Here is a 21,395-nt window from a genome sequence, read left to right as displayed (position 1 = left end):
TAAGGCGACGCTGACGTGGTTTGAAGAGATTTTCGAAGAGTATTAGATAAGTGAAGTATTTTAAAGGAATAAAAAAGGAGAAATAGAATGAAAAATAAACGTTTAATTGGAATTATCGCTGCATTAGCAGTCTTAGTAGCAGGAAGCTTGATTTACTCTTCAATGAATAAACCAGAAGCTAAGAATGAGAAGAAAGTTGCCAAAGTTGGTGTCCTTCAGTTTGTGAGCCATCCATCTCTTGACTTGATTTATAAAGGGATTCAAGATGGACTTGCAGAAGAAGGTTATAAAGATGACCAGTTGAAGATTGACTTTATGAACTCAGAAGGTGACCAAAGTAAGGTTGCGACAATGAGTAAACAATTGGTTGCAAATGGGAATGACCTTGTGGTTGGTATTGCAACGCCAGCTGCTCAAGGGTTGGCTAGTGCAACAAAAGACCTACCTGTTATCATGGCTGCTATTACAGACCCAATCGGTGCTAACTTGGTTAAAGATTTGAAAAAACCAGGTGGCAACATTACAGGGGTATCTGACCACAATCCAGCTCAACAACAAGTTGAACTCATCAAAGCTTTGACACCAAATGTGAAAACAATCGGAGCCCTATACTCAAGTAGCGAAGACAATTCCAAAACTCAGGTAGAAGAATTTAAGGCTTTTGCTGAAAAAGCAGGTTTGACAGTTGAAACATTTGCTGTTCCTTCAACAAATGAAATTGCTTCAACAGTTAACGTTATGACTAGCAAGGTCGATGCTATCTGGGTTCCAATCGATAACACCATTGCATCTGCATTTTCAACAGTTGTATCAAGCAACCAATCAGCTAAAAAACCAATCTACCCAAGCGCAACTGCCATGGTAGAAGCAGGTGGTTTGGCATCAGTTGTAGTTGACCAACATGACCTTGGTGTGGCAACTGGTAAAATGATTGCTCAAGTTTTGAAAGGTGCAAAACCAGCTGATACTCCAGTCAATGTATTTTCAACTGGTAAGTCAGTAATTAACAAAAAATTGGCACAAGAGCTAGGTATTACGATTCCTGAATCTGTTCTAAAAGAAGCAGGACAAGTGATCGAATAATCTGTAATGGAGGAGTTGGGGACATCTCCTCCAATTTTTTACAATAGAAATCATATAGAAAAGGTTAAGAAACAGATGATATTATCTATTATTTCTCAAGGATTTGTCTGGGCTATTCTAGGTCTGGGAATCTTTATGACATTTAGGATTTTAAACTTTCCAGATATGACGACAGAAGGTTCCTTCCCTCTTGGGGGAGCTGTTGCTGTCACTTTGATAACCAAAGGCGTGAATCCCTTTTTAGCAACACTTGTTGCTGTAGGAGCAGGTTGTTTGGCTGGTATGGCAGCAGGCCTTCTTTATACAAAAGGGAAGATTCCAACCTTGCTCTCAGGGATTTTGGTGATGACTTCCTGTCACTCTATCATGCTCTTGATTATGGGACGTGCCAATTTAGGCCTGCTTGGAACCAAGCAAATTCAGGATGTTTTGCCTTTTGATTCAGACTTGAATCAACTCTTGACAGGTCTCATCTTTGTCAGTATTGTTATTGTTCTCATGCTCTTTTTCTTGGATACCAAACTCGGACAAGCCTATATTGCTACAGGTGACAATCCTGATATGGCTAGAAGTTTCGGGATTCATACTGGACGCATGGAGCTCATGGGATTGGTCTTATCAAATGGTGTGATTGCCCTTGCAGGAGCTCTCATTGCCCAGCAAGAAGGGTATGCCGATGTATCTCGAGGAATTGGGGTTATCGTTGTAGGTCTTGCAAGTTTGATTATTGGAGAAGTCATCTTCAAGAGTTTGAGCCTGGCAGAACGTCTGGTTACCATCGTTGTAGGTTCTATCGCTTATCAATTCTTAGTGTGGGCAGTTATTGCGCTTGGCTTTAATACAAGTTACCTTCGTTTGTACAGCGCCGTGATTTTAGCAGTCTGCCTCATGATTCCAACATTTAAGCAAACAATCTTGAAAGGAGCCAAATTAAGCAAATGACAGCAATTGTAGAATTAAAAAATGCAACCAAAGTCGTTAAAAATGGCTTTGATGAAGAAAAGATTATTTTAAATGATGTTTCCTTAGAAATTTTTGAACAGGACTTTATCACGATTTTGGGTGGAAATGGTGCTGGGAAATCAACCCTCTTTAACACTATTGCAGGAACCTTATCCTTAACCAGTGGAACCATCCGTATTTTGGGTGAAGATGTTACTAAGTTTTCACCAGAAAAGCGGGCTAAGTATCTGTCTCGTGTCTTCCAAGATCCAAAGATGGGGACAGCTCCTCGTATGACAGTGGCAGAGAATCTCTTGATTGCCAAGTTTCGTGGTGAAAAGAGGGGATTGTTACCAAGACGTTTGGCTAGCTATAAGGATGAGTTTCAGGCAACCATTGAAAAAGTAGGAAATGGTCTTGAGAAACACTTGAATACACCGATTGAGTTCTTATCAGGTGGACAAAGACAGGCTTTGAGTCTCTTGATGGCAACCTTGAAGCGTCCTGAATTACTCTTGTTAGACGAGCATACTGCAGCTCTTGATCCAAAGACAAGTGTTGCCCTCATGGAATTGACGGATGAATTTGTTAAGAAGGATCAGTTGACAGCACTTATGATTACTCACCACATGGAAGATGCTCTTAAGTATGGCAATCGCTTAATTGTCATGAAAGAAGGACGAATTATCCAAGATTTGAACCAAGAAGAAAAAGCAAAAATGAAAATCTCTGATTATTATCAGCTCTTTGAATAAAGTAGGGAAAATGAGTGAAATGGTTTACTTTTTTTCTGAAATAAAGTATACTATATAAAGTAAACTATGATAACATGGAGGTATTGTGTATGGTTGACAAACAAGTCATTGAAGAAATCAAAAACAATGCCAACATTGTGGAAGTCATAGGAGATGTGATTTCTTTACAAAAGGCAGGACGGAACTATCTAGGGCTCTGTCCTTTTCATGGTGAAAAAACACCTTCTTTCAACGTTGTAGAGGACAAGCAGTTTTACCACTGTTTTGGTTGTGGTCGCTCAGGTGATGTCTTTAAGTTCATCGAGGAGTACCAAGGTGTTCCCTTTATGGAGGCTGTCCAAATCTTAGGTCAGCGTGTCGGGATAGAGGTGGAAAAACCGCTTTATAGTGAACAGAAGCCAGCCTCGCCTCACCAATCTCTTTATGATATGCACGAAGATGCGGCTAAATTTTATCATGCTATTCTCATGACAACGACCATGGGGGAGGAGGCCAGAAATTACCTCTATCAGCGTGGTTTGACAGATGAAGTGCTCAAGCATTTTCGGATTGGTTTGGCACCTCCAGAACGAAACTATCTCTATCAACGTTTGTCTGGTCAGTATCGTGATGAGGATTTCCTAGATTCAGGACTGTTTTATCTCTCGGATGCCAATCAATTTGTAGACACCTTTCACAATCGCATTATGTTTCCCCTGACAAATGACCGAGGAAAGGTCATTGCCTTCTCAGGTCGTATCTGGCAGAAAACGGATTCACAAACTTCTAAGTATAAAAATAGCCGATCGACTGCAATTTTTAACAAAAGTTACGAATTATATCATATGGATAGGGCAAAAAAATCTTCTGGTAAAGCCAGTGAGATTTACCTGATGGAAGGATTCATGGATGTCATTGCAGCCTATCGGGCTGGAATCGAAAACGCTGTCGCATCTATGGGAACAGCCTTAAGTCGTGAGCATGTTGAGCATCTGAAAAGGTTAACCAAGAAGTTAGTTCTTGTTTACGATGGCGATAAGGCTGGGCAAGCTGCGACTTTGAAAGCGCTGGACGAAATTGGTGATATGCCTGTGCAGATCGTTAGCATGCCTGATAATTTGGATCCGGATGAGTATCTACAAAAAAATGGACCAGAAGACTTGGCCTATCTATTAACGAAAACTCGTATTAGTCCGATTGAGTTTTACATTCATCAGTACAAGCCTGAAAATAGTGAAAATCTGCAGGCACAGATTGAGTTTATTGAAAAAATAGCTCCTTTGATTGTTCAAGAAAAGTCTATCACTGCTCAAAACAGCTATATTCATATTTTAGCTGACAGTCTGGCATCTTTTGATTATGCCCAGATTGAGCAGATTGTTAATGAGAGTCGACAGGCACAAAGGCAGAATCGCATGGAAGGGATTTCCAGACCGACGCAAATCACTATGCCTGTCACCAAGCAGTTATCGGCTATTATGAGGGCAGAAGCCCATCTACTTTATCGAATGATGGAATCCCCTCTTGTTTTGAACGATTACCGTTTACGAGAAGATTTTACATTTGATACACCTGAATTTCAGGTCCTATATGACTTGCTTGGCCAGTATGGCAATCTTCCTCCAGAAGTTCTAGCAGAACAGACAGAGGAAGTTGAAAGAGCTTGGTACCAAGTCTTAGCTCAGGATTTGCCTGCTGAGATATCACCTCAGGAACTTAGTGAAGTAGAAATTACTCGAAACAAGGCTCTCTTGAATCAGGACAATATGAGAATCAAAAAGAAGGTGCAGGAAGCTAGTCATGTAGGAGATACCGACACAGCCTTAGAAGAATTGGAACGTTTAATTTCACAAAAGAGAAGAATGGAGTAATAATGGTAACAAAACAAAAAGAAGTAACAACATTTGACGTACAAGTAGCAGAATTTATCCGTAATCATAAGCAAAAAGGGACAGCAACAGATGATGAAATCAATGCTAGTCTTGTCGTTCCTTTTACTTTGGACGCTGATGGGATTGAAGATCTCTTGCAACGGATTCAAGATGCAGGAATTTCTATCACAGATAACGAAGGAAATCCAAGTGCGCGTGTTCTTAGTGCTGAAGAAGAACCAGAACTTAGTGATGAGGACTTAATTGGGTCAACTTCGGCTAAGGTTAATGACCCTGTCCGTATGTACTTGAAAGAAATCGGGGTCGTTCCTCTCTTGACCAATGAAGAGGAAAAAGAATTGGCACTAGCAGTTGAAGCTGGTGATATCGAAGCTAAACAACGTCTTGCGGAAGCCAACCTTCGTTTGGTTGTTTCTATTGCCAAACGCTATGTCGGCCGTGGTATGCAGTTCCTTGACTTGATTCAAGAAGGAAATATGGGCTTGATGAAGGCGGTTGACAAGTTTGACTATTCTAAAGGGTTCAAGTTTTCAACTTACGCAACTTGGTGGATTCGTCAGGCTATCACTCGTGCTATTGCGGACCAAGCTCGTACTATTCGTATCCCAGTTCACATGGTTGAAACCATCAATAAATTGGTTCGTGAACAGCGGAATCTCCTTCAAGAATTGGGACAAGATCCAACACCAGAACAAATCGCTGAACGTATGGATATGACCCCTGACAAGGTTCGTGAAATCTTGAAGATTGCTCAAGAACCGGTATCCCTTGAAACTCCTATCGGTGAAGAGGATGATAGCCACCTTGGGGACTTTATCGAAGATGAAGTGATTGAAAATCCAGTGGACTATACAACTCGTATCGTCTTGCGTGAGCAGTTGGATGAGGTCTTGGATACTCTTACAGACCGTGAAGAAAATGTTCTACGTCTCCGTTTTGGACTTGATGATGGAAAAATGCGTACTCTTGAAGATGTGGGTAAAGTCTTTAACGTAACTCGCGAGCGTATCCGTCAGATTGAAGCCAAGGCTTTGAGAAAACTACGTCAACCAAGTCGCAGCAAACCGCTTCGTGATTTTATTGAAGACTAAGAGTGAGGATGAATATGGCTTATACAGAAGAGCAAATTGAAAACATCAAAACACGAATTTTAACAGCCTTGGAAGAAGTCATCGACCCTGAGTTGGGAATCGATATTGTCAATCTTGGTTTGATTTATGAGATTCGTTTTGACGGCGACACAGGGCAAACAGAGATTGATATGACGTTGACAACTATGGGTTGTCCCTTGGCAGACCTTTTGACAGACCAGATTTATGATGCCATGACAGAGGTTCCAGAAGTAACGGATACTGAGGTCAAATTAGTTTGGTATCCAGCCTGGACTGTTGAAAAAATGAGTCGCTATGCACGCATTGCCCTAGGAATTAAATAAACATATAAAAGCATGTGAGAGACCCTTGGAAAAGTGAGGAAAATTCCCCTTCTTTTCCTCTAGTCTCTCCTTTCTTTTGCTGATTTTATTCAAAGAAAATGATATAATAGTAGTTATGGAAAAAAAGAAATTACGCATCAATATGTTGAGTTCAAGTGAGAAAGTAGCAGGACAAGGAGTTTCAGGTGCTTACCGTGAATTAGTTCGTCTTCTTCACCGTGATGCCAAGGACCAATTGATTGTTACAGAAAATCTTCCAATAGAGGCAGATGTGACTCACTTTCATACAATTGATTTCCCCTATTATTTATCAACATTCCAAAAGAAACGATCAGGGAGGAAAATTGGATATGTGCATTTCTTACCTGATACACTTGAGGGAAGTTTGAAAATTCCATTTTTCTTAAAGGGAATTGTGAAACGCTATGTATTTTCTTTTTACAACCGGATGGAGCACTTGGTTGTGGTCAATCCGATGTTTATCGAGGATTTGGTGGCAGCTGGTATTCCACGTGAAAAAGTGACCTATATTCCTAACTTTGTCAATAAGGAAAAATGGCATCCCCTTCCACAAGAAGAGGTAGTCAGACTGCGAACAGAGCTAGGTCTTAGTGACAATCAGTTTATCGTAGTAGGTGCTGGTCAAGTTCAGAAACGTAAAGGGATTGATGACTTTATCCGTCTGGCTGAGGAATTGCCTCAGATTACCTTTATCTGGGCTGGTGGTTTCTCTTTTGGTGGTATGACAGATGGTTATGAACGCTACAAGAAAATCATGGAGAATCCCCCTAAAAATTTGATTTTTCCAGGTATTGTATCGCCAGAGCGGATGCGCGAATTGTATGCCCTAGCGAATCTTTTCTTGTTGCCTAGTTACAATGAGCTCTTTCCGATGACGATTTTAGAGGCTGCCAGTTGTGAAGCTCCTATTATGTTGCGTGATTTAGATCTTTATAAGGTAATTTTGGAGGGCAATTATCGGGCGACAGCAGATAGAGAAGAGATGAAAGAGGCTATTTTGGAATATCAAGCAAATCCTGCTACCTTAAAAGATTTGAAAGAAAAGGCTAAGAATATTTCTAGAGAGTATTCTGAAGAGCATCTGTTGCAAATCTGGTTGGACTTTTATGAGAAACAAGCCGCTTTAGGGAGAAAGTAAAAAGTGAGGTAATCTATGCGAATTGGTTTATTTACAGATACCTATTTTCCTCAGGTTTCTGGTGTTGCGACCAGTATTCGAACCTTGAAAACAGAACTTGAAAAGCAGGGGCATGCTGTTTTTATCTTTACGACGACAGATAAGGATGTCAATCGCTACGAAGATTGGCAAATTATCCGTATTCCAAGTGTTCCCTTTTTTGCTTTTAAGGATCGCCGCTTTGCCTATCGAGGCTTCAGCAAGGCGCTTGAAATTGCTAAACAATATCAACTGGATATTATCCATACTCAGACAGAATTTTCTCTTGGCTTGTTGGGGATTTGGATTGCGCGTGAATTGAAGATTCCAGTCATCCATACCTATCACACCCAGTACGAAGACTATGTTCATTATATTGCTAAGGGTTTGCTGATTCGTCCTAGCATGGTCAAGTATCTGGTCAGAGGTTTCCTGCATGATGTGGATGGGGTTATTTGCCCGAGTGAGATTGTCCGTGATTTACTATCTGACTATAAGGTCAAGGTTGAAAAACGAGTCATTCCAACAGGGATTGAATTAGCTAAGTTTGAGCGTCCGGAAATCAAGCAGGAAAATTTGAAAGAACTGCGTAGTAAACTAGGGATTCAAGATAATGAAAAGATGTTGCTTAGCCTTTCCAGAATTTCCTATGAAAAAAATATTCAAGCAGTATTAGCAGCCTTTGCAGAAGTTCTGAAAGAAGAAGACAAGGTTAAACTGGTGGTAGCTGGGGATGGTCCTTATCTGGATGACCTCAAAGAGCAAGCCCAGAAACTAGAGATTCAAGACTCCGTCATCTTTACAGGAATGATTGCTCCTAGTGAGACAGCTCTTTATTACAAGGCGGCGGATTTCTTCATCTCGGCATCGACGAGTGAAACGCAAGGTTTGACCTACTTGGAAAGCTTAGCTAGTGGGACGCCTGTCATTGCTCATGGAAATCCTTATCTGGACAATCTTATCAGTGATAAAATGTTTGGAACCTTATATTACGGTGAACATGATTTGGCTGGAGCTATTCTGGAGGCCCTGATTGCAACACCAGACATGAATGAGCATACCTTATCAGAGAAGTTGTACGAGATTTCAGCTGAGAACTTTGGGAAACGAGTGCATGAGTTTTATCTGGATGCCATTATTTCAAATAACTTCCAGAAAGATTTAGCAAAAGATGACACGGTCAGTCAGCGTATTTTTAAAACAGTTTTGTATCTACCGCAACAGGTGGTTGCTGTACCCGTAAAAGGCTCTAGACGCATGCTGAGGGCTTCAAAAACACAGTTAATCAGCATCAGAGATTATTGGAAAGACAGTGAAGAATAGAAAGAGGAACAGCTATGAAAAAACAATTAATGAGAAGTGGGCGTGATAAAAAGATTGCGGGTGTTTGTGCTGGGGTAGCCCATTATTTTGATATGGATCCTACTATTGTTCGCGTAATATGGGGTGTTCTTGCTTTTGGTTACGGAGCGGGAATTGTAGCTTATATCATTTTATGGATTATCGCACCAGTAGCAAGTGACTATTGAAAACTAGCTCAATTCATGCTAAGATAATAGAAAATAGAATGTAACGAAGGAGAGAAAAATGGCATTTGGAGATAATGGAAATCGTAAAAAAACTATGTTTGAGAAAATAACCTTGTTTATCGTGATTATCATGCTAGTAGCAAGTTTATTGGGAATTTTTGCAACTGCAATTGGTGCCCTCAGTAATCTATGAAATAGATTCAAGAAAATTTAGTGACTGGGATTTCCCAGCCCTTTTTTAAAGTGAGAAGAAAAAATGAGTATGTTTTTAGATACAGCCAAGATCAAGGTCAAGGCTGGTAATGGTGGTGATGGCATGGTTGCCTTTCGCCGTGAAAAATATGTCCCTAATGGTGGTCCTTGGGGTGGTGATGGTGGTCGTGGAGGAAATGTGGTCTTCGTTGTAGACGAAGGACTACGGACCTTGATGGATTTCCGCTACAATCGCCATTTCAAGGCTGATTCTGGGGAAAAAGGGATGACCAAAGGGATGCATGGTCGTGGTGCTGAGGATCTTAGAGTTCGAGTACCACAAGGTACGACTGTTCGTGATGCAGAGACTGGCAAGGTTTTGACAGATTTGATTGAACATGGTCAAGAATTTATCGTTGCTCACGGTGGTCGTGGTGGACGTGGAAATATTCGTTTCGCAACACCAAAAAATCCTGCACCGGAAATCTCTGAAAATGGAGAACCAGGTCAGGAACGTGAGTTACAATTGGAACTAAAAATCTTGGCAGACGTAGGTTTAGTAGGATTCCCATCAGTAGGGAAATCAACACTTTTAAGTGTTATTACCTCAGCTAAACCTAAAATTGGCGCCTACCACTTTACGACAATTGTGCCAAATCTAGGAATGGTTCGTACCCAATCAGGTGAATCCTTTGCAGTAGCCGATCTGCCAGGTTTGATTGAAGGGGCTAGTCAGGGTGTCGGTTTGGGAACTCAGTTCCTCCGTCACATTGAACGTACACGTGTCATCCTCCATATCATTGATATGTCAGCTAGCGAAGGTCGTGATCCTTATGAGGACTACCTAGCGATCAATAAAGAGCTGGAGTCGTATAATCTTCGTCTCATGGAGCGTCCACAGATTATTGTAGCCAATAAGATGGATATGCCTGAAAGTCAGGAAAATCTTGAAGAATTCAAGAAGAAATTAGCTGAAAACTATGATGAATTTGAAGAGTTACCAGCTATCTTCCCAATTTCTGGTTTGACCAAGCAAGGTCTGGCAACGCTATTGGATGCTACAGCTGAATTATTAGACAAGACACCAGAATTCTTGCTCTATGACGAGTCAGATATGGAAGAAGAAGCATACTACGGCTTTGACGAGGAAGAAAAAGCCTTTGAAATTAGTCGTGATGACGATGCGACATGGGTGCTTTCTGGTGAAAAACTCATGAAACTCTTTAATATGACCAACTTTGATCGTGACGAATCAGTCATGAAATTTGCCCGCCAGCTTCGTGGTATGGGGGTTGATGAAGCCCTTCGTGCGCGTGGTGCTAAGGATGGGGACTTGGTTCGCATTGGTAAATTTGAGTTTGAATTTGTAGACTAGGAGACTGGTATGGGAGATAAACCGATATCTTTCCGAGATGCGGATGGCAATTTTGTTTCCGCCGCAGACGTTTGGAATGAAAAGAAATTGGAAGAACTATTTAATCGTCTCAATCCAAATCGTGCTCTGAGATTGGCACGAACTAAAAAAGACAATCCATCTTAAATACATAAGATAAAACTCCAATCATTAGTCAAGTTAACTGTAACAAATAGAAGCTAAGATCGAGAAAGGGCAAAATTTGTCCTTTCTTTTTACTTATAAATTATAATATATTGAAATAGAATATAAACAAATAGACTAGGGAATTCAAATCAAATTTCTAACAAGGCTTTATAAGTCGTGTTGTCCTATTCTAGCTTCAAGAAGCAGTATTTTTTCTATTAAAAAGAATTTTTTTACAAAAATAGTTGGTTATTTAGTTTATTTATGCTATAATAGGAACAATTATTTTTAGGAGGTGTCAGTATGTCTTATTTGTTTGAGATATTACCGAGTTTATTGAGCGGTGCAAGCATGACTTTACAGGTTTTTGCACTGGTCTTGATTTTTTCTATTCCCTTGGGCGTTTTAATTGCCTTTGCCTTGCAAGTCCATTGGAAGCTCCTCCATCATCTGATTAACATTTATATTTGGATCATGCGGGGTACACCTTTGCTTTTGCAATTGATTTTTATTTATTATGTGCTCCCAAGTATTGGGATCCGTTTAGACCGCCTTCCTGCGGCCATTATTGCCTTTGTTCTGAATTATGCGGCTTACTTTGCTGAAATCTTCCGTGGGGGGATTGATACCATTCCTAAAGGTCAATATGAGGCTGCCAAGGTCTTGAAGTTTAGTCCCTTTGACACAGTGCGCTATATTATTTTGCCCCAAGTGACCAAGATTGTTCTTCCTAGTGTTTTTAATGAGGTTATGAGTTTGGTCAAGGATACTTCTCTGGTCTATGCTCTAGGAATTTCAGACCTCATCTTGGCTAGTCGAACAGCTGCCAACCGTGACGCTAGCCTGGTTCCCATGTTCTTGGCAGGTGCTATTTACTTGATTTTGATTGGGATTGTGACCATTCTTGCCAAAAAAGTTGAGAAGAAGTACAGTTACTATAGATAGGAGGCTACCATGTTAGAATTACGAAATATCAATAAGAGATTTGGTGAAAAGCAAATTTTGTCCAATTTCAGTTTAAGAATTCCTGAAAAGCAAATCTTGGCTATCGTTGGACCTTCTGGTGGAGGTAAGACAACTCTCTTACGTATGCTTGCGGGTCTTGAAACCATTGATTCAGGGCAAATCTTTTATAATGGACAACCTTTAGAGCTGGATGAATTGCAGAAGCGCAATCTACTGGGATTTGTATTCCAAGATTTTCAACTGTTCCCTCATTTATCAGTTCTGGAAAATTTGACTTTATCGCCTGTGAAGACCATGGGGATGAAGCAGGAAGAAGCTGAGAAGAAGGCGAGTGGACTCTTGGAACAGTTAGGACTAGGAGGACACGCAGATGCCTATCCATTCTCATTATCAGGTGGACAAAAGCAACGGGTGGCTTTGGCGCGTGCTATGATGATTGACCCAGAAATCATTGGCTACGATGAACCAACTTCTGCCCTAGATCCAGAATTGCGCTTGGAAGTGGAAAAACTGATCTTACAAAATAGGGAACTTGGGATGACGCAGATTGTGGTTACCCACGATTTACAGTTTGCTGAAAATATCGCAGATCAGATTCTCAAGGTTGAGCCCAAGTAGGAGGTGCCAATGACTAATAAGAAAATTGCTTTAGTATTGGTTTCACTCCTGACCCTCTTTTTAACAGCTTGTACTCAGAAGGCTAGTGATCCAAAGCAAGATAACTGGAATAAGTATCAAGAGCAAGGCAGTATAACCATTGGTTTTGACAACACCTTTGTACCCATGGGATTTGAGGAAAAGAATGGCCAATATACGGGCTTTGATATTGACTTAGCACAAGCAGTTTCTGAAAAATTAGGTTTTAAGATTCAATTTCAGCCAATTGACTGGGATATGAAGGAGACGGAACTGCAAAATGGGACCATTGATGCCATCTGGAATGGCTATTCTGCCACTGATGAACGCCGAGAGAAGGTTGCCTTTAGCATTCCTTATATGGAAAATCAGCAAGTTCTGGTTGCGAAGAAAAGCCAGCAAATTCATTCAGTAGAGGATATGAAGGATAAGACCTTGGGTGCCCAAGCCGGTTCCTCTGGTTATTTAGACTTCGAAGCCCAGCCAGATTTACTGAAAAATCGTGTCAAAGACCAGAAGGCCAATCAATATCAGAGTTTCAATGAAGCCTTGATTGATTTGAAGAATGATCGGATTGATGCTTTGTTGATTGACCGAGTGTATGCCAATTATTATCTTCAGTCTGAGGGGATATTAAATGACTATAATGTTTTTTCAGCTGGATTTGAAAGTGAATCTTTTGCAGTCGGAGTTAGACCAGCTGATAAAAGATTACTACAAGCTTTAAATCAAGCTTTTGTTCAACTTTACCAAGAAGGGAAGTTCCAGGAAATCAGCCAAAAATGGTTTGGAGAAGATGTAGCAACTAAAGAAGTGAAAAGTAGAGATTGAGTTTTTACTCAGTCTCTTTTTGCATCAAAAAACCTCTGGCAAGAGCCAGAGGATAAGAGCTTATACTCAATGAAAATCAAAGAGCAAACTAGGAAGCTAGCCGCAGGCTGTACTTGAGTACGGTAAGGCAACGCTGACGTGGTTTGAAGAGATTTTCGAAGAGTATTATTTCATTGTTGGGAAGAGCAATACATCACGGATAGTAGTTGTATCAGTGAGGAGCATGCAGAGACGGTCGATACCAATTCCCAAACCACCTGTTGGTGGCATACCGTATTCAAGAGCCTCGATGTAGTCATAGTCGATGCCTGTTGCTTCATCATCACCAAGTTCTTTGGCTTTGGCTTGGGCTTCGAAACGGCTAAGTTGGTCGATTGGGTCGTTCAACTCAGTAAAGGCGTTCCCGTACTCCTTAGTCATGATGAAGAGCTCGAAACGGTCAGTAAAGCGTTCGTCTTCAGGATTCTTCTTAGCAAGTGGAGATACAGCTACTGGATGTCCATAGACAAAGGTTGGTTGGATCAAGGTTTCTTCAACAAACTCTTCAAAGAAAGCATTGATGATGTGACCAACCTCAGTGTAGTGTTTCTCAACTGGAACTTTCTTCTCAGCAGCGATAGCTTTAGCTTCTTCCAAAGTCATGTCTTGCCAGAAATCGACACCAGTAATTTCTTTGATAGCATCCACCATGTGAACACGTTTAAATGGTTCGTTAATCTTGATTTCAGTACCTTGGTAGTTGACTGGGCCATCACCTTTGACTGATTTAGCAGCGTGTTGGATAATGCCTTCAGTTAAGTCCATGATGTCTTGGAAGTCTGCATAAGCTTGGTAGACTTCGATAGAAGTAAATTCAGGGTTATGAGTAGCGTCCATTCCTTCGTTACGGAAGATACGGCCAATTTCATAGACACGTTCCATACCACCAACGATAAGGCGTTTCAAGTGAAGCTCAGTCGCGATACGAAGCACCATGTCAATGTTTTGGGCATTGTGGTGAGTGATAAATGGACGGGCAGCAGCACCACCAGCTTCATTGTGAAGAACAGGTGTTTCCACTTCAAGGAAACCTTTTTGGTCAAGGTAACGACGGATTTCAGAGATGATTTTTGAACGAGTGACAAAGCGCTCAAAGCTTTCACGGTTAGAAATCAAGTCAAGGTAACGTTTACGGTAAATTGTTTCAACGTCTGTCAAACCATGGAATTTTTCTGGCAGAGGGCGAAGGGCCTTAGACAAGTGTGTAATGTGAGTCGCCTTGATAGAGAGTTCTCCCATATCAGTACGCATCACTTCACCTTCGACACCAAGGAAGTCACCAAGGTCTGCTTTTTTGAAGATTTCATAGTTTTCTTCACCGACAGCATCCTTACGAACGTAGATCTGGATTTGACCTTCGCGGTCTTGAAGGTGGGCAAAACCTACTTTACCTTTACCACGTTTGGTTACCAAGCGTCCTGCGATAGTAGCTGTTTCGTTTTTATCATGTAATTGTTCTTTATCGAGGTCAGCATATTTATCTTTTAATTCTTGTGAATTTGCAGTGCGTTCAAAACGTTTTCCGAAGGGATCAATTCCTTGTTCACGGAGCGCAGCCATTTTTTCACGGCGAACGATCTGCTGGTCATTTAGTTCTTCCATATGTTCTGTTGACATGGGATCCTCCTAGTTTTACTCAAAATTGAATACGATGAGTCATTTTTTGCGATACTCCCATTTTATCATAAATAAGCAAGAAATTCACGGATAATCTTTAAAAACTAAAAAGAACTTGACGCTAAAATCAAGTTCTATTATTGATAGGAAGTATCATTCCAAGTATCGAGAGTAAATGTTTCAAAATCATGGGTTTCTAGAATGGTCAGGCTGGCATTTGCTAGACCGCCATCTTTACGAAGAAGTGGTTCTTGATATCCTAGAAGAGTACGAAGACTAGCAGTAAGATTGGCGCCGTGACCGACAATTAGAATACGCTCAGCTGGACTATCTTTTAATGATTTGATAAATTGGATGGTCCGTTGCGTGGTGCTATAGAGGGATTCGGCTCCAAACATTTGAGTGTCAAATTGAGCAAGATTAGATCGGAAAGCTTTGATTTGTTGCGGGTAAATAGCTTCCAAGGTTGCAATTTTCAAACCTTCCAACTTCCCTAGCTGCCATTCACGGAGATTAGGAACGCTTTCTAAAGGACAGGGTGTCTGGAGTTGACTTTGGATAATCTCGGCAGATCTGACTGCTCGAGGTAAATCACTTGAATAAATTTGATCAAAAGGAATATCCTTGAGATACTGGCCTAGTTGTTTTAGGGTTTCAATGGATTCAGGAAGAAGTGGGGAATCTCCACTAGCACCTTGAAAGCGACCTTCTTGGTTCCAGAGGGTACGACCGTGGCGGACAAAGTAGAGTTTCATTCTTAGTTGCCCTCCAAGATATCTACAAAGTCAGCTTTTATAAAGCTAGCCAAGTCTTGTGGAGCGATGATAATGCTGTGACCAACTTCCCCAGCGGAGACAATCATTTGATCCAAGTTTAGAGCAATTTTATCGATAAAAATGGGATAATTGTGTTTCTGACGAATTCCGACAGGATTATTGGCTCCATGAATATAACCTGTTGTCTTTTCCAAGTCCTTTTGTGGAATCATGCTCACTTTTTTATTGCCAGAAATTTTGGCTAGTTTCTTTTCAGACAAGTGTTGGGTGATAGGGACAATTCCGATAATCGGTCCTGTCTTGTCTCCCAAAAGAGCCAAGGTTTTGAAAATTTGGTCTCGTTCATAGCCTTGCGGAAGTTCTCCTTCCAGGGCATTGATTTGAATCCCCTGATGTTGGATACCTGCTTTAGACAGGATTTGTTCTACCAATGTTTTTTTGATTTTAACTTTTTTTGCCATTATTTATACTTATCCTCCAATTGGCTCATCCAAATACCAAGCCAGATTCCCAGTGCAAAGAAGAAGGCGATGATAACATACCCAACAAGTGAAAGGCCTGTGTATTGGATACTCTCAGCGTTTCCTGCATTTGGAATCAAGATCAAAAAGGTACTTGAAAGGACGATACCGATGATGAAATGATAGACGCGTGAGTGGTAGTTGTTTAAGGCATAATCCATCAATTTTGAAAAAATGATGAGAGTTGCACCTGCACCAATTCCAATCGGGAAGAAGGTTCCCAAGAGGTCAAAGGTTTTAAAACCAGTCAACATAGGAGCATAGAGGCCCAAAATCAAAAGTAGATTTGATGGACTGAGTCCAGGAACCAATACGCCAAGAGCCAGCAGTGCACCAGCTAGGACGAAATTAAGAAAGCTGGCGCTCAAGGTTCCAACGACAAAATTTAAGGCATAGAGTCCTAAACCAGAAATGATAAAGGTTGTCCAGAACCAAGCCAAATCAATCTTGTCTCGGTCAGATTCTCGAGTTGATTCTTTGAGGAGGCTAGGAACTGTACCAATGATGGCGCCCGCAAAGCTCCATAAGACAAAGACCTGATAATTTTCAAGTAGGTATTCAATCGGGTAAGAAAATAAGCCGATTCCCAGAAGCATACCGATGGCAACTGGAATAAAGTACAAAACATTTTCTTTAAAGTCTTTAAAGGGATGGGCCAGAAAACTAATCATTCGTTCATAAATTCCTAAGATTGCTGCTAGAACTCCTCCGGAAATTCCCGGTAAGATAAATCCAAGAGCAATGACAATCCCTTTAATAATGCGCGCTAACCATGAGAGCATATTGTTCCTCCAACTATTTCTATTTCAAAAAATCCTTACTATATTGTATCACAATCTATAATAAAAAGAAAAAGCAAATGATAAACAAATGCTTTTAAGGTTTTAAAAAGAGTTTTCTAAAGGTTTCTTCTTTGTTTTTTAAGGAAGAGATGACGTTGATATCCAAATCGTGATCAAAGCCAGCAATTTTTCCTTTAGAAGTGTACTGATGAATGTCGTAATCTAAATCAGTCTTAGGAGTAGCTTCGTAAAATCCTGAGTCAGAACCATAGGAAGGAATCCAAACAGACGTAAACTTGTCTGTATCAATACTGTGTTCTTCGATGAAGTAAACCCCAACGTAGATTCCGATATTTTTAGCACCTAGTGATTCTAGTTTTGCTCGAAAGGCTTCAACACCTTCGTTCATATTGGACATGGTTTTGTCTTCCACGTCTAGCCAATAGTAGCTAGGGCTGTATGGAGATGAAGCGTTATAAAAAACTTCAGCGGCTTTTTCCATTTCTTGGACACTTTTTCCAGCTAAATAAGCATAGACACCAACTGGGACATTTCGTTTTTGAAACTCCGTGATATGGGTTTTAAAGGCCTTATCTACCCCATTAACAAAGGCTGCATCGTTCTCTTTGGACGTTTGAGCACCACTATGGACGCGAACAATAGCTCCAGAAATGTTTTGGGACAGAGTATCGTAATTAATTTCCTCAGGACGCTGCCAACCAGAAACATCAATTACCGGTTTATCTATATTGTGTAGCGCTTGTGTTTCTACTTGCGCGATATTTGACTTTGTTTTTACAGGATGGTCCTCAAAACGAGGGCGATTCAGGATTAAAATGAAAATCATAATCCCAAAAAAAACAAATAAAATAAGCGGATTAATTTTCTTTCTCATATCTCATAATTTTACCTTAAAAATGGGAAAAAATCAAAAAAAATACTCAAAAAATGGGTCAAGAAAGGACTTTAGAGCATTTTTTCATTCAAGAGCGCGGAATGATTTGAAATATGGTATAATAAAAGGGAATTTCTAGAGAAAAGAGAAGATTATGTCAAATTATGCCATTATTTTAGCAGCGGGTAAAGGGACTCGCATGAAATCTGATTTGCCAAAAGTTTTGCACAAGGTTGCGGGTATTTCTATGTTGGAACATGTTTTCCGTAGTGTGGGAGCTATCCAACCTGAAAAGACAGTAACAGTTGTCGGACACAAGGCAGAATTGGTTGAGCAGGTCTTGGCTGGACAGACAGAATTTGTGACTCAATCTGAACAGTTAGGAACGGGTCATGCGGTTATGATGACAGAGCCTATCTTAGAAGGTTTGTCAGGTCATACCTTGGTTATCGCAGGAGATACTCCTTTAATTACTGGTGAAAGCTTGAAAAACTTGATTGATTTCCACATCAATCATAAAAATGTGGCCACTATCTTGACTGCTGAAACGGATAATCCTTTCGGCTATGGAAGAATTGTTCGTAATGACAATGCTGAGGTTCTTCGGATTGTTGAGCAGAAGGATGCCACAGATTTTGAAAAGCAAATCAAGGAAATCAATACTGGAACATATGTCTTTGACAACGAGCGTTTGTTTGAGGCTTTGAAAAATATCAACACCAACAATGCTCAAGGAGAATACTATATTACAGATGTCATTGGCATTTTCCGTGAAGCTGGTGAAAAAGTTGGTGCTTATACTTTGAAAGATTTTGATGAGAGTCTTGGTGTAAATGACCGTGTGGCTCTTGCGACTGCTGAGTCGGTTATGCGTCGTCGTATCAATCGTCAACACATGGTCAATGGTGTTAGCTTTGTAAATCCAGAAGCAACTTATATCGATATTGATGTTGAGATTGCTCCTGAAGTTCAAATCGAAGCCAATGTTACCTTGAAGGGGCAAACGAAAATTGGTGCTGAGACTGTTTTGACAAATGGTACTTATGTAGTGGACAGCACTATTGGAGCAGGAGCGATTATTACCAATTCTATGATTGAGGAAAGTAGTGTTGCAGACGGTGTGACAGTCGGTCCTTATGCCCACATTCGTCCAGGTTCAAGTCTGGGTGCCCAAGTTCATATTGGAAACTTTGTTGAGGTGAAAGGGTCTTCTATCGGCGAGAATACTAAGGCTGGTCATTTGACTTATATCGGAAACTGTGAGGTGGGTAGCCATGTTAACTTTGGTGCTGGAACTATTACAGTCAACTATGACGGCAAAAACAAATACAAGACAGTCATTGGTAACAATGTCTTTGTTGGTTCGAATTCAACCATTATTGCGCCAGTTGAACTTGGTGACAATTCCCTCGTTGGAGCTGGTTCAACTATTACTAAAGACGTGCCAGCGGATGCTATTGCTATTGGTCGTGGTCGTCAGGTCAATAAAGACGAATATGCAACTCGCCTTCCTCATCATCCTAAGAATCAGTAGGAGCCTATCATGGAATTTGAAGAAAAAACACTTAGCCGAAAAGAAATCTATCAAGGACCAATATTTAAACTAGTCCAAGAGCAGGTTGAATTACCAGAAGGTAAAGGAACTGCCCAACGGGATTTGATTTTCCACAATGGGGCTGTTTGTGTTTTAGCAGTAACGGATGAACAGAAACTCATCTTGGTCAAGCAGTACCGCAAAGCCATCGAGGCTGTCTCTTACGAAATTCCAGCTGGAAAATTGGAAGTAGGAGAAAATACAGACCCTGTTACAGCAGCCCTGCGTGAATTAGAGGAAGAAACAGCCTATACAGGGAAATTAGAACTCTTGTACGATTTTTACTCAGCCATTGGCTTTTGTAATGAAAAATTAAAACTATACCGAGCAAGCGATTTGACGAAAGTGGAAAATCCGCGTCCGCAGGATGAAGATGAGACCTTGGAAGTCCTTGAAGTGAGCTTAGAAGAAGCCAAGGAATTGATCCAATCAGGTCATATCTGCGATGCCAAGACAATTATGGCTGTTCAGTATTGGGAATTGCACAAAAAATAGAGGAGGTCAGTATGGGTAAACCTTTATTAACGGATGAAATGATTGAAAGAGCTAATAGAGGCGAAAAGATTTCAGGTCCTCCTTTGCTAGATGATGAGGAGACAAAAATTTTACCAACCTCTTCTTCCCGTTTTGGTTATGCCAATCCTAAGGATCATGGTTTTAGCCAGGAAACCTTGAAGATTCAGGTTGAACCATCTATTCATAAAAGTCGTCGCATTGAAAATACCAAGAGAAATGTCTTCAATTCTAAGTTGAATAAAATCTTATTCGCTGTCATCTTTCTCTTGATTTTGCTTGTCTTAGCAATGAAACTTTTGTAATAGAAAAGGAATTGAAATGAAAATAGGAATTATTGCGGCCATGCCAGAAGAACTGGTGTATCTGGTCCAGCGTTTAGACAATGCCCAAGAGCAAGTTATCTTAGGAAATACCTATCATACAGGAAGCATTGCCTCGCATGAAGTCATTCTTGTAGAAAGTGGAATTGGTAAGGTCATGTCTGCTATGAGTGTGGCGATTTTGGCTGATCATTTTCAAGTGGATGCTTTGATTAACACGGGATCTGCTGGAGCAGTAGCAGAAGGTATTGCTGTTGGGGATGTCGTGATTGCTGACAAATTAGCCTATCATGATGTGGATGTCACAGCTTTTGGCTATGCTTATGGACAAATGGCGCAACAACCGCTTTATTTCGAATCAGATAAAACCTTTGTTACCAAAATCCAAGAGAGTTTATCTCAATTGGACCAAAACTGGCATCTTGGTTTGATTGCTACAGGAGATAGTTTTGTTGCAGGAAATGACAAGATAGAAGCGATTAAGTCCCATTTTCCAGAAGTTTTAGCAGTTGAGATGGAAGGAGCAGCTATTGCTCAGGCAGCGCATGCTCTTAATCTTCCAGTTTTAGTTATCCGAGCTATGAGTGACAATGCCAACCATGAAGCAAACATCTCTTTTGATGAGTTTATTATTGAAGCTGGACGTCGCTCTGCCCAAGTCTTACTAGCCTTTTTGAAGGCCTTAGATTAAGCGAAAATTTGACAGTTTTTCTAGCTTATGATAAGATTTAAGTAAAGAAAAGCTAGAAAACGTTTCAGAGGATATTATGAGTATTGAAATGACCGTCAGTGAGATTGCAGAGGTCTTAGGATTATCTCGCCAAGCAATCAATAACCGTGTCAAAGAATTACCAGAAGAAGACACAGATAAAAATGACAAAGGGGTAACAGTCGTTACCAGAAGTGGCTTGATTAAGCTAGAAGAAATCTATAAAAAAACGATTTTTGAAGATGAGCCTGTCAGTGAAGATGTCAAGCAACGTGAACTGATGGAGATTCTGGTTGATGAGAAGAATGCAGAAATTCTTCGTCTTTATGAACAATTAAAAGCCAAGGATCGTCAGTTATCAGAAAAAGACGAGCAGATGCGTATCAAAGACCGTCAGATTGCTGAGAAAGACAAACAACTCGATCAGCAGCAACAATTGACCCTTCAAGCCATGAAGGATCAAGAAAATCTTAAGCTAGAGCTGGACCAAGCAAAAGAAGAAGTCCAATCAACTAAGAAAGGCTTTTTTGCTCGTTTATTTGGAGGATAATCAAGGAGCTGTTTAGGTTAAATGCTAACCTGATGGCTTCTTTTGTTTCTAAATAGTATAGTTGCTCAATTAATACTCAATGAAAATCAAAGAGCAAACTAGGAAGCGAGCTGCAGGCT

General features: G+C 40.6%; 25 protein-coding genes. 20 read left to right on the top strand and 5 right to left on the bottom strand.

Annotation, left to right across the window (positions count from 1 at the left end; translation table 11 throughout):
* Positions 1-87: 87 nt before the first annotated feature.
* From trpX to SMSK597_RS08785, 15 genes are all read left to right on the top strand, one after another.
* Complete coding sequence (gene trpX, locus SMSK597_RS08850) at positions 88-1,083, top strand: tryptophan ABC transporter substrate-binding protein (protein WP_000792145.1); 996 nt, start codon at positions 88-90, stop codon at positions 1,081-1,083.
* 75 nt (positions 1,084-1,158) lie between these two features.
* Complete coding sequence (locus SMSK597_RS08845) at positions 1,159-2,025, top strand: ABC transporter permease (RefSeq protein WP_004238144.1); 867 nt, start codon at positions 1,159-1,161, stop codon at positions 2,023-2,025.
* On the top strand, positions 2,022-2,780 hold the full coding sequence (locus SMSK597_RS0102645) for an ABC transporter ATP-binding protein (protein WP_000125441.1): 759 nt from the start codon (positions 2,022-2,024) through the stop codon (positions 2,778-2,780). Before SMSK597_RS08845 ends, SMSK597_RS0102645 begins: the two co-directional genes overlap by 4 nt.
* Before the next feature lie 89 nt (positions 2,781-2,869).
* Positions 2,870-4,630, top strand: coding sequence for a DNA primase (dnaG, locus tag SMSK597_RS08840; protein WP_000227874.1), 1,761 nt, complete (start codon positions 2,870-2,872; stop codon positions 4,628-4,630).
* 2 nt (positions 4,631-4,632) lie between these two features.
* Positions 4,633-5,742, top strand: coding sequence for an RNA polymerase sigma factor RpoD (rpoD, locus tag SMSK597_RS08835; RefSeq protein ID WP_000256769.1), 1,110 nt, complete (start codon positions 4,633-4,635; stop codon positions 5,740-5,742).
* Positions 5,743-5,756: 14 nt separating this feature from the next.
* Positions 5,757-6,086 carry a metal-sulfur cluster assembly factor gene (locus tag SMSK597_RS08830; RefSeq protein ID WP_000331929.1) on the top strand — a complete coding sequence of 110 codons (330 nt, stop codon included), beginning with the start codon at positions 5,757-5,759 and terminating at the stop codon, positions 6,084-6,086.
* Between the two features lie 115 nt (positions 6,087-6,201).
* A complete protein-coding gene (cpoA, locus tag SMSK597_RS08825) occupies positions 6,202-7,245 on the top strand; it encodes an alpha-galactosylglucosyldiacylglycerol synthase (protein ID WP_000412289.1) in 1,044 nt (347 codons plus the stop codon).
* A 15-nt stretch (positions 7,246-7,260) separates the two neighbouring features.
* A complete protein-coding gene (locus tag SMSK597_RS08820; protein WP_001219417.1) occupies positions 7,261-8,586 on the top strand; it encodes a glycosyltransferase family 4 protein in 1,326 nt (441 codons plus the stop codon).
* Between the two features lie 29 nt (positions 8,587-8,615).
* Positions 8,616-8,792, top strand: coding sequence for a PspC domain-containing protein (locus tag SMSK597_RS08815; protein WP_025169691.1), 177 nt, complete (start codon positions 8,616-8,618; stop codon positions 8,790-8,792).
* A 58-nt stretch (positions 8,793-8,850) separates the two neighbouring features.
* Positions 8,851-8,985 carry a DUF4044 domain-containing protein gene (locus SMSK597_RS08810; protein ID WP_000863859.1) on the top strand — a complete coding sequence of 45 codons (135 nt, stop codon included), beginning with the start codon at positions 8,851-8,853 and terminating at the stop codon, positions 8,983-8,985.
* 63 nt (positions 8,986-9,048) lie between these two features.
* Entirely contained in the window at positions 9,049-10,359 is a 1,311-nt protein-coding gene (obgE, locus tag SMSK597_RS08805) for a GTPase ObgE (RefSeq protein ID WP_000061642.1), read from the top strand.
* Positions 10,360-10,368: 9 nt separating this feature from the next.
* A complete protein-coding gene (locus SMSK597_RS08800; RefSeq protein ID WP_000502580.1) occupies positions 10,369-10,524 on the top strand; it encodes a hypothetical protein in 156 nt (51 codons plus the stop codon).
* Positions 10,525-10,827: 303 nt separating this feature from the next.
* Positions 10,828-11,469: an amino acid ABC transporter permease gene (locus tag SMSK597_RS08795; protein ID WP_000120835.1), complete on the top strand. Its 642-nt coding sequence runs from the start codon at positions 10,828-10,830 to the stop codon at positions 11,467-11,469.
* 9 nt (positions 11,470-11,478) lie between these two features.
* Positions 11,479-12,108 (top strand): amino acid ABC transporter ATP-binding protein, encoded by a 630-nt coding sequence (locus SMSK597_RS08790; protein ID WP_000891762.1) that lies wholly within the window; start codon positions 11,479-11,481, stop codon positions 12,106-12,108.
* A 9-nt stretch (positions 12,109-12,117) separates the two neighbouring features.
* Positions 12,118-12,957: an amino acid ABC transporter substrate-binding protein gene (locus SMSK597_RS08785; protein WP_000182489.1), complete on the top strand. Its 840-nt coding sequence runs from the start codon at positions 12,118-12,120 to the stop codon at positions 12,955-12,957.
* Between the two features lie 165 nt (positions 12,958-13,122).
* On the opposite strand, the gene lysS is transcribed toward SMSK597_RS08785, so the two are convergent.
* From lysS to SMSK597_RS08760, 5 genes are all read right to left on the bottom strand, one after another.
* Entirely contained in the window at positions 13,123-14,613 is a 1,491-nt protein-coding gene (gene lysS, locus SMSK597_RS08780; protein WP_000102451.1) for a lysine--tRNA ligase, read from the bottom strand.
* Positions 14,614-14,750: 137 nt separating this feature from the next.
* The gene (locus SMSK597_RS08775) at positions 14,751-15,368 is read right to left on the bottom strand and encodes a histidine phosphatase family protein (protein WP_000780810.1); all 618 of its coding nucleotides are present in this window, start codon (positions 15,366-15,368) and stop codon (positions 14,751-14,753) included.
* A gap of 2 nt (positions 15,369-15,370) precedes the next feature.
* Positions 15,371-15,850: an aminoacyl-tRNA deacylase gene (locus SMSK597_RS08770; RefSeq protein ID WP_001085901.1), complete on the bottom strand. Its 480-nt coding sequence runs from the start codon at positions 15,848-15,850 to the stop codon at positions 15,371-15,373.
* A complete protein-coding gene (locus SMSK597_RS08765) occupies positions 15,850-16,692 on the bottom strand; it encodes a DUF368 domain-containing protein (RefSeq protein WP_000954105.1) in 843 nt (280 codons plus the stop codon). Before SMSK597_RS08765 ends, SMSK597_RS08770 begins: the two co-directional genes overlap by 1 nt.
* A 94-nt stretch (positions 16,693-16,786) precedes the next feature.
* Positions 16,787-17,587 (bottom strand): GH25 family lysozyme, encoded by an 801-nt coding sequence (locus SMSK597_RS08760; RefSeq protein ID WP_001227599.1) that lies wholly within the window; start codon positions 17,585-17,587, stop codon positions 16,787-16,789.
* 154 nt (positions 17,588-17,741) lie between these two features.
* Between SMSK597_RS08760 and glmU the strand changes: the two genes are divergently transcribed.
* The 5 genes from glmU to rocS all read left to right on the top strand — a co-directional run bounded on the left by glmU (position 17,742) and on the right by rocS (position 21,276).
* On the top strand, positions 17,742-19,121 hold the full coding sequence (glmU, locus tag SMSK597_RS08755) for a bifunctional UDP-N-acetylglucosamine diphosphorylase/glucosamine-1-phosphate N-acetyltransferase GlmU (protein WP_000073767.1): 1,380 nt from the start codon (positions 17,742-17,744) through the stop codon (positions 19,119-19,121).
* A 9-nt stretch (positions 19,122-19,130) separates the two neighbouring features.
* Positions 19,131-19,676, top strand: a complete 546-nt coding sequence (locus SMSK597_RS08750; RefSeq protein ID WP_000393825.1) for an NUDIX hydrolase — start codon at positions 19,131-19,133, stop codon at positions 19,674-19,676.
* 11 nt (positions 19,677-19,687) lie between these two features.
* Entirely contained in the window at positions 19,688-19,999 is a 312-nt protein-coding gene (gene macP, locus SMSK597_RS08745; RefSeq protein ID WP_000517861.1) for a cell wall synthase accessory phosphoprotein MacP, read from the top strand.
* 16 nt (positions 20,000-20,015) lie between these two features.
* Positions 20,016-20,708: a 5'-methylthioadenosine/adenosylhomocysteine nucleosidase gene (locus SMSK597_RS08740; RefSeq protein ID WP_000689813.1), complete on the top strand. Its 693-nt coding sequence runs from the start codon at positions 20,016-20,018 to the stop codon at positions 20,706-20,708.
* Positions 20,709-20,784: 76 nt separating this feature from the next.
* Positions 20,785-21,276, top strand: coding sequence for a chromosome segregation protein RocS (gene rocS / locus SMSK597_RS08735; RefSeq protein WP_000021242.1), 492 nt, complete (start codon positions 20,785-20,787; stop codon positions 21,274-21,276).
* Positions 21,277-21,395 lie beyond the last annotated feature (119 nt).

This window comes from Streptococcus mitis SK597, assembly GCF_000148545.1.
GTDB classification, from domain to species: Bacteria; Bacillota; Bacilli; order Lactobacillales; family Streptococcaceae; genus Streptococcus; species Streptococcus mitis_C.
The sequence above is the reverse complement of the archived record's forward strand: the minus strand, read 5'-3'. Positions and strand labels throughout refer to the sequence as shown.